Raw genomic sequence first — 8,327 nt, 5'->3', positions numbered from 1 at the left:
GACTTGCATGTATTAGGCACGCCGCCAGCGTTCGTCCTGAGCCAGGATCAAACTCTCCATAATAGAGAACTTAAAAAGCTCATGTTGTTTTGCTGGCATCATCATTAAATGATGTCAAAATTGTTTTGCTTGTTTAGATAACCGAAGTTAATCTTTCAAGCTATATTTCTTAACGTTTTGCATGTTCAGTTTTCAATGTTCATTTTGTCGTTTTGTTTTTTGCGACTTCTCTACTTTATCATTTTCGATTTACTAAGTCAAGAAGTTTTTTAAAAAGTTTTTTTGTCGTAAGTTTGTTATTTCGTTTCGTTCTTGACGACGTTTATTATGATACATCAAATAGAATCATATTGTCAACAATAAAAACGAACAAATTATTTGTTCGTTTTTATTGTGTACTCATCAACGCTTTACTTTGTAGCATCTATGCATGATTGCATTGCTTTTAGTCGTTTGTTTTTCTATTAAAATTAAACCTTTATCTACTAAGAATTCAATAAAAACTTCAAGGTCCACCGAATACTTTTTCAGTTCTTCTTGTTCATGTATCTCTTGAATAGTCCAAAATTCTTTAGAGGACAAAACCTCTAATATATGTTGAGCCCCATCTTTTGTTCTTGAATGGATAAAAAACTCACTAGCTAAAAATAAAAGTTCTAATCTTTTCTCTAACGATTCCTTACTCGAAATAAGTTCATCGTATAGTTTATAAATAGCAGGATCTAGTTGTTTAACTTGTTTCCATACCATCACCTCTGGATGCATCCCATTTTCGAATACTGCTAGTCGGGCTAAGTGATGTAAAGAATCTACTATATGATTATAAGCATCTAGATAATTTAACTGTTCAAAAAACACTTTACCTTCCATATACCTTCTACTAAGCTTTGCAAACTCAATACCCATCTTTACCTTTCTTACGCTTATCGGAAAATCGTATAGCTCTTTTTTCAGATTTTCTACATATTCATTTCGATCAAAAACAACTCGTCCATTAATAATCCAATCAACTAGCTTAGGATTAGTACCAACGAGTAACCATTTCCATAATTGTTTTTGAGTAATAATATGCATTGCTGCCTTCTTATCATCATATGAATAATGTTTTGTAAAAATCGGTTGTTCCGACTCTAACGTTACTATTAATAAAATAGAATCAAAGGTATCTGTAATGGGACTAACTTCCTCACGCTTTTCTATTGATATAATTCCTATTGTATTTGGATCACTTGCTCTTTCTTGATAAATTGGTCTCAATAACGCTTCCAAAATGGAGCCTCCTTTGTTTCCTTCTATATATAGCTTTTCGACAATTAGTTTAGATTTCCTTCTATGTTTACTTCAAAACATTACTTTATCCTAAAATATGATATAGTGGATTTAGAATTTAGGAGGATGAAAAATGAAACCTTATAAAAACAAAATAAATCGAATACGTTCCTTTGCGCTTGGTCTCATATTCTTTGGATTTATCATAATGTATGGTGCCATTTTCTTTAGAGAAAATCCAATTTTAGTTACGATTTTCATGACGCTTGGATTGTTATCCATTATTGGAAGTACGGCTGTATACGGTTGGATCGGTTTACTATCTACTAGAGCTGTACAAGTAGTATGCCCAAACTGTGGAAAGCATACAAAAGTTTTAGGAAGAGTGGATATGTGCATGTATTGCAAAGAACCACTTACACTTGACCCTGCTCTAGAAGGACAAGAATTCGATCAATCACTAAATAGAAAGAAATAATATAATACTTTGTTTTTAATATTAACATAGTGTTCAAATGCATTAAAAAACGAGCGTACTCGATACGCTCGTTTTTTTATTGCACTTTCGTCGCCTGTTCTTTACAAGTAGGACACGTTCCGTATATTTCCATACGATGTGAACTTACATCAAAACCAGTTAAATGGGATGCTAAGTGCTCAACTTCATCAAGACCGGGGTAATGAAAATCTACAATTTTACCACATGTATTACAAATCATATGGTAATGATCATTCGTGATAAAATCGAATCTACTAGAAGAATCGCCGTACGTTAGCTCTTTAACTAATCCCGCTTCTCTAAACACGCGTAAGTTATTATAAACAGTTGCAACACTCATGCTTGGAAATTTACTTTCTAGAGCTTTATATATATCGTCCGCAGTGGGATGTGACATAGATTGGATAATAAATTCCAATATCGCATGGCGTTGAGGCGTAATTCGTACACCAGTTGATTTTAATGTATCTAAAGCATCTCTTAAATGTACTTCCGTCATCGCAATGCACCTCTTTTCATATTCATTATTAATTTGTAATTGTTATAATAAGTATAAAGAGGAAATGCAGGGGCTGTCAAATTTTTAAAGCACTAGAGATATAGATACTCTTTTAATAACCTCTTTTTGCATCAATTATATTTTCTAATTGATCGCTTCCATTCAACCATTCCGTTAAATTGTTAGAAAAAATTCCTAGCGCCCTTATAACATATTGTGAAGAATGACTAGAAGCATGCGGAGATACGATGACATTGTTCATCTCCCAAAATGGATGACCTTGTAGAAGTGGCTCTTTTTCAAATACATCTAAAACAGCATATGCTATACACTCTTCTTTTAATGCACGGAGTAACTCTTCCTCCTTAACAACATCACCCCTACCGAAATTCATAAAGATAGCGGATTGTTTCATACACTGAAATTGCTCATATGTAAGCAAATGTTTTGTTTCTTCCGTACTAGGCAAAATGGATATGACAATATCCGCATCTGGCAGTGTTTCTTTAAGTTTACTAAAAGGAACCATTGCATCCATTGAAGGTGCGATTTTGCCGCTTCGATTACAACCAATAGTACGTACGCCAAATGCTTGTAAAAGCCTACCGACCTCACTACCAATTGCACCAACACCTAGTATTAATGCAGTAGAACCAAAAAGCTCCGATGAGTTCAATTTTCGTGACCACTCCCCATTTCGCTGATTTCTAGCCATAGTTGGAAGTGATTTTTTGATGGAAAGTATATGGGCAATGATGGACTCTGCCATCGGAGTTTTATGAATCCCTCGAGCATTCGTCAACATAATATTCCGACTAGCAATTTCCTCTAAAGGCATTTTTTCAAGTCCTGCTGAAGCGACCATAATCCATTTTAGTTGTGTTGCTGTTTCTAAATGAGACGCACAAAGATCTTCTCCATACGTCACGAGTATATCAGCTGTTTTTAATACTTCTTCATCTAATGATTTTCGAAAGATGAAGTCTGCTTGTGGAAACTTTTCCATTAAACTAGTTTGTTGATCTTGTTTGGGAAAAAATGAAAATAATACTTTCACAGTAGCTCACCATTTGCATCTAATTTTTTTAATGTTTCTAATGCTTCTTCTACATGACCACCGACTTTCACTTTGCGCCATTCTTTCACAACAGTACCCGTAGGATCAATTAAAAATGTTGACCGTTCAATACCCATATATTCATTGCCAAACATCTTCTTTAACTTCCATACGCCATATGCTTCAGATACTTCATGTGTATCATCGATTAACAATGAGAATGGAAGACCATGTTTTGCGATAAATTTCGTATGCGCTTTTTCATCATCCGCACTCACACCTAAAATGACAGCATTTAATTCGGCAAATTTCTCATGATTGTCCCTGAAATCACACGCTTCTGTTGTGCAACCCGGTGTTGAATCTTTCGGATAAAAATACAAAACAACATATTGCTTTCCTGCAAAGTCATTTAATGATACAATTTTTCCCTGTTCATTTTTTAATGAAAACTTTGGTGCAATCATTCCTTCGAGTATTGTCATCATTTTCCCTCCTCTTTTTCTACTTCTATCGTATCGAATTACCGCAAGAGATTCAATTTCTTTAGCGTTTTTCACTATTATTGTCTACAATAGAAACATACGAAAATGGCGGAGGTTATAAATAATGAAACAAACAACATCTGAACAAATACAAATAGAAGCACTTGAACATATTGTAGGCGGTGTGAATAGCCCATCTAGATCTTATAAAGCAGTTGGTGGAGGAGCACCAATCGTAATGGAGCGAGCAGAAGGGGCTTATTTTTACGATGTAGATGGCAATAAATATATTGATTACTTAGCTGCATACGGACCTATTATTACTGGTCACGCACATCCACATATTACAGAAGCCATTACAAAAGCTGCTCAAACGGGTTTACTATATGGTACCCCTACAAAGCATGAAGTGACTTTTGCAAAAATGTTGAAAGAAGCAATCCCTTCTATGGATAAAGTACGCTTCGTAAACTCAGGTACAGAAGCGGTTATGACAACCATCCGTGTTGCACGTGCCTATACAGGAAGAACAAAAGTGATGAAATTTGCTGGATGTTATCATGGGCATTCTGATTTAGTATTAGTAGCTGCTGGATCAGGTCCTGCTACACTTGGAACACCAGATTCCGCTGGAGTTCCACAGTCCATTGCAAAAGAAGTTATTACGATTCCTTTCAATGATCCAAAAGCGTATGAAGAAGCAATGGAAAAATGGGGAGAAGAACTCGCTTGTATTCTAGTAGAACCTATCGTAGGAAACTTTGGAATGGTAGAACCAAATGAAGGCTTTTTACCGCTAGTTCATAAATTAGCGAAGGAAAAAGGGTCGCTTGTCATATATGATGAAGTAATTACTGCATTCCGTTTCCACTATGGTGCTGCATCTAGTATGCTAAACGAAACACCGGACTTAACTGCACTTGGAAAAATTATCGGTGGTGGTCTCCCAATTGGGGCTTATGGTGGAAAAAAAGAAATTATGGAACAAGTCGCTCCACTAGGACCTGCTTACCAAGCAGGAACTATGGCTGGTAATCCGGCGTCCATGCAAGCAGGTATTGCTTGTCTAGAAGTTTTACAAACACCTGGTTTATATGAGGAATTAGATAGACTTGGGGCAATTTTAGAAACAGGTATATTAGAAGCTGCAAAGAAAAACGATGTTACAATTACCGTCAATCGCATAAAAGGGGCACTTTCGGTTTATTTTACCGATGTAACTGTAGAAAACTATGAGCAGGCCGAAGCAAGTGATGGGGAAATGTTTGCTAAGTTTTTCAAACTAATGCTAGCGCAAGGCATTAATCTTGCACCTTCTAAATACGAAGCTTGGTTTATAACGACTGCGCATACAGAAGATGATATAAAAGAAACAATTGTTGCGGTGAATCATGCTTTTGCTCAGCTAAAGCAATAAATACATGAGATCCGCACATATTGAAAGGATAGGATTCAATGAAAGTAGGAGCTCGCGTTTTTAAAACTGGAGTAGCCATCGTTTTCTCTTTATTCATAGCCGATTTACTCCAGCTTCCTAGTCCTGTTTTTGCAGGAATAGCTGCGATTTTTGCCATTCAACCTTCTATATATAGATCCTATTTGACTGTCATAGAGCAAGTACAATCTAATCTAATTGGGGCAGCAATTGCAGTGATTTTTGCTCTTATGTTTGGGAATCACTTTATAGCCGTTGGATTTGCTGCAATCGTTGCAATCATGCTCATGTTAAAACTAAAGTTAGAAAAAACGATTCCTTTAGCACTTGTGACTGTTATTGCGATCATGGAAATCCAAAGTGATAACTTTTTTACATTCGCTTTAATACGATTTTCAACTGTTTTAGTAGGTGTCATCTCTGCTTTTATAGTGAATCTCATATTTCTACCACCTAAATTTGAATCTAAATTATTTAATGCGATACATTATACGCAAGACGAGGTTATTCGTTGGACCCGAATTGCGGTACGTAGTGCATCGGAGCATAGCTCTACAAAACAAGCGATCCATCAGCTAAAAGAACGTCTAGCTCGCGTAGATCAATTATATTCATTTTTCAAAGAAGAACGAGGTTATACAAAAAAAGCAATTTATACGAAGGGAAGAAAATTAGTTGTTTATCGTGAACTAATTTCCACTTCCTATAAAAGCTTAGATGTTTTGAAAAGACTTCACCTTCATGAAAATGAGGTTTTAGAACTTCCGGAACATTTCCGAATGATGATTAAAGAACGATTAGATGCACTTTTAGCTTATCATGAACAACTACATTTAAAATTCATCGGAAAGTTAAAACCGGAACATATTGAATGGAAGAGTTCAGAAGCTTTTATTCAACGACAAGAAGTGATGGACATTTTTGTCCAACAAATTGCTTTAACCCGAATCGAAGAAGAATTTTCGACGTATCATTTGTTACATTTATTATCATCCATTTTAAAATACGAAGAACAACTAGAGCATGTAGATACATTAATCACATCCTATTTAAATTTCCATAGCGAAGAACTAACCGTAGAAATAGAAGAAACGCCTTACTAACAAAAACGTGTCACCTAGATTGCTAGGTGACACGTTTTTTTAATTTTTCATCCGCGGGTCGAGAGCATCTCTCAACCCATCTCCCATTAAGTTAAATCCTAATACCGTCAACATAATCGCAATCCCTGGGAAAATCATCGCCCACGGTGCATTACGCAAAACGACACGCGCATCTGCAAGCATTTTCCCCCACTCTGGTGCCGGTGCTTGCGCTCCTAAACCAAGAAATCCTAAAGCTGCCGCTTCAATAATAGCAGAAGCAATCGCAAGCGTACCCGCAACAATTACGGGTGCCATCGAGTTCGGAAGAATATGCGAAAATAGGATACGTAAATCCTTCATCCCAATCGCTTTTGCAGACGTTATGTATTCCTCTTCTTTAATGCTCAACACTTTCGATCGAATGAGTCGGCCGAAGTTCGGAATATTAATAATGGCAATGGCAATGAGTGCGTTTTGTAAAGATGGGCCTAGCACAGACACAACCGCAATTGCGAGTAAAATACTCGGGAAAGCTAGCATTATATCAAATATTCGGGATATAATGGTATCGATCCACTTCCCGTAATAACCAGCAATAATTCCTAAAATACTTCCTACAACAACCGACCCAATAACGGATGAAAATCCAACCCACAATGATATGCGAGCACCATGAATAATTCGTGAAAAAATATCACGTCCAAAATCATCCGTTCCAAACCAATACTGGCTGGATGGAGGAAGCAGTCGGTCTTTTAAAGACTGATCATTTATTCCTTGTGGTGCGATGAACGGACCAAGTATCGCTAAAAGTAGGAAGAAAAGAACAATCCCCGCTCCAACAAGCGCTACTTTATTTTTACGAAAGCTTCGCCATGCATCTAGCCAAGGACCTGTCGACGTATCTTTTTTAACCATTATTTCATTAGTCGAATTCGGAACCATTTGCGTCATATTCATTTCCCCCCTTTAGTCGTATTTAATCCTTGGGTCGATTAAACCATATAAAATATCTACTATTAAGTTAATCATGACAAAAATGAATGCAACAATAAGAATTCCTGATTGAATGACCGGATAATCTCGGAATTGAATTGCTTCATAAATATATCTTCCGATTCCTGGCCAACTGAAGATTGTTTCTGTTAAAATGGCTCCTCCCAGTAACATTCCTGTTTGAAGTCCGATAACAGTTAAAACTGGAATAATCGCATTTTTTAAGGCATGTTTGTAAACAACCCAAAACATTTTTTGCCCTTTTGCTCTTGCAGTACGAACATAATCAGCACGCATTACTTCTAGCATACTAGATCTCGTCATTCGAGCAATGATTGCCATTGGAATCGTTGCGAGTGCAATACCAGGTAATACTAGATGCTTTAGTACTTGCCCTAACTGATCAAAACGACCGTTCAATATTGTATCTATTACATATAAGTTCGTGACCGCCGAAACGGGATTCCTCACTTCTTCTCTACCAGATGTCGGAAACCATTGAAGTTCAATTCCGAAAAACCACTGTTCCATTAAACCTAGCCAAAATATAGGCATTGAAACACCGATTAATGCAATAATCATAGCGGCATAATCGAACCAGGAATTTTGGAACCAAGCAGAAATAATACCGGCATTTACCCCAATAATGACAGCAATAATAATAGCAAACAAAGCAAGTTCAAAAGTAGCTGCTAAATAAGGCCAAATTTCTTTTGAAACCGGCTGCACTGTACGCATCGATTCCCCTAGATCTCCTTTTAAAAGTGCCGCTAAGTAATCGAAGTATTGGACATACCATGGATTATCTAATCCTAATTTAAGGCGCAGCGCTTCAATTGCTTCTTTTGATGCTAATTGCCCTAAAATAACTTGTGCTGGATCACCAGGAATTGCTCGAATAATCATAAATACAACAAATGTCATACCTAGTAAGACAGGAATTAGTTGCAGTAATCTTTTTCCAATATAGTGGATCACTGTCTTCACCTCTCCATCAAATTG

The 8,327-nt window shown here is 36.6% G+C and carries 9 protein-coding genes and 1 rRNA gene; 3 read left to right on the top strand and 7 right to left on the bottom strand.

The window, feature by feature from the left end:
- Window positions 1–63, bottom strand: a 16S ribosomal RNA gene (locus FG383_RS17890); the annotation flags it as partial.
- 339 nt (window positions 64–402) lie between these two features.
- On the bottom strand, window positions 403–1,269 hold the full coding sequence (locus tag FG383_RS17885) for a nucleotidyltransferase-like protein (RefSeq protein ID WP_142608764.1): 867 nt from the start codon (window positions 1,267–1,269) through the stop codon (window positions 403–405).
- A gap of 133 nt (window positions 1,270–1,402) precedes the next feature.
- On the opposite strand from FG383_RS17885, the gene FG383_RS17880 reads away from it, so the two are divergent.
- Window positions 1,403–1,747 (top strand): YgzB family protein, encoded by a 345-nt coding sequence (locus tag FG383_RS17880; protein ID WP_142608763.1) that lies wholly within the window; start codon window positions 1,403–1,405, stop codon window positions 1,745–1,747.
- Between the two features lie 76 nt (window positions 1,748–1,823).
- Here the strand turns inward: FG383_RS17880 and perR are convergent, their stop codons facing one another.
- The 3 genes from perR to bcp all read right to left on the bottom strand — a co-directional run bounded on the left by perR (window position 1,824) and on the right by bcp (window position 3,809).
- On the bottom strand, window positions 1,824–2,267 hold the full coding sequence (gene perR, locus FG383_RS17875) for a peroxide-responsive transcriptional repressor PerR (protein WP_142608762.1): 444 nt from the start codon (window positions 2,265–2,267) through the stop codon (window positions 1,824–1,826).
- Window positions 2,268–2,379: 112 nt separating this feature from the next.
- Window positions 2,380–3,324 (bottom strand): D-2-hydroxyacid dehydrogenase, encoded by a 945-nt coding sequence (locus tag FG383_RS17870; protein ID WP_142608761.1) that lies wholly within the window; start codon window positions 3,322–3,324, stop codon window positions 2,380–2,382.
- Window positions 3,321–3,809: a thioredoxin-dependent thiol peroxidase gene (gene bcp, locus FG383_RS17865; RefSeq protein ID WP_142608760.1), complete on the bottom strand. Its 489-nt coding sequence runs from the start codon at window positions 3,807–3,809 to the stop codon at window positions 3,321–3,323. Before bcp ends, FG383_RS17870 begins: the two co-directional genes overlap by 4 nt.
- Before the next feature lie 124 nt (window positions 3,810–3,933).
- On the opposite strand from bcp, the gene FG383_RS17860 reads away from it, so the two are divergent.
- Window positions 3,934–5,226, top strand: a complete 1,293-nt coding sequence (locus tag FG383_RS17860) for a glutamate-1-semialdehyde 2,1-aminomutase (protein ID WP_142608759.1) — start codon at window positions 3,934–3,936, stop codon at window positions 5,224–5,226.
- A 38-nt stretch (window positions 5,227–5,264) separates the two neighbouring features.
- Entirely contained in the window at window positions 5,265–6,347 is a 1,083-nt protein-coding gene (locus FG383_RS17855) for an FUSC family protein (RefSeq protein ID WP_142608758.1), read from the top strand.
- 39 nt (window positions 6,348–6,386) lie between these two features.
- Here the strand turns inward: FG383_RS17855 and FG383_RS17850 are convergent, their stop codons facing one another.
- Window positions 6,387–7,274 carry an ABC transporter permease gene (locus FG383_RS17850; protein ID WP_142608766.1) on the bottom strand — a complete coding sequence of 296 codons (888 nt, stop codon included), beginning with the start codon at window positions 7,272–7,274 and terminating at the stop codon, window positions 6,387–6,389.
- A 24-nt stretch (window positions 7,275–7,298) separates the two neighbouring features.
- Window positions 7,299–8,303: an ABC transporter permease gene (locus tag FG383_RS17845; protein WP_142608765.1), complete on the bottom strand. Its 1,005-nt coding sequence runs from the start codon at window positions 8,301–8,303 to the stop codon at window positions 7,299–7,301.
- Between the last annotated feature and the right edge of the window lie 24 nt (window positions 8,304–8,327).

Origin of the sequence: Psychrobacillus soli, assembly GCF_006861775.1 — a bacterium.
In the GTDB taxonomy this organism is placed as follows: domain Bacteria; phylum Bacillota; class Bacilli; order Bacillales_A; family Planococcaceae; genus Psychrobacillus; species Psychrobacillus soli.
This window is presented reverse-complemented; position numbering and strand designations above follow the sequence as displayed.

What these genes read in the sequence shown, in the direction of transcription:
- bcp (WP_142608760.1), bottom strand. Translation starts at nt 3,809, where the DNA reads ATGACAATACTCGAAGGAATGATTGCACCAAAGTTTTCATTAAAAAAT.
- perR (WP_142608762.1), bottom strand. Translation starts at nt 2,267, where the DNA reads ATGACGGAAGTACATTTAAGAGATGCTTTAGATACATTAAAATCAACT.
- FG383_RS17855 (WP_142608758.1), top strand. Translation starts at nt 5,265, where the DNA reads ATGAAAGTAGGAGCTCGCGTTTTTAAAACTGGAGTAGCCATCGTTTTC.
- FG383_RS17880 (WP_142608763.1), top strand. Translation starts at nt 1,403, where the DNA reads ATGAAACCTTATAAAAACAAAATAAATCGAATACGTTCCTTTGCGCTT.
- FG383_RS17860 (WP_142608759.1), top strand. Translation starts at nt 3,934, where the DNA reads ATGAAACAAACAACATCTGAACAAATACAAATAGAAGCACTTGAACAT.
- FG383_RS17850 (WP_142608766.1), bottom strand. Translation starts at nt 7,274, where the DNA reads ATGGTTCCGAATTCGACTAATGAAATAATGGTTAAAAAAGATACGTCG.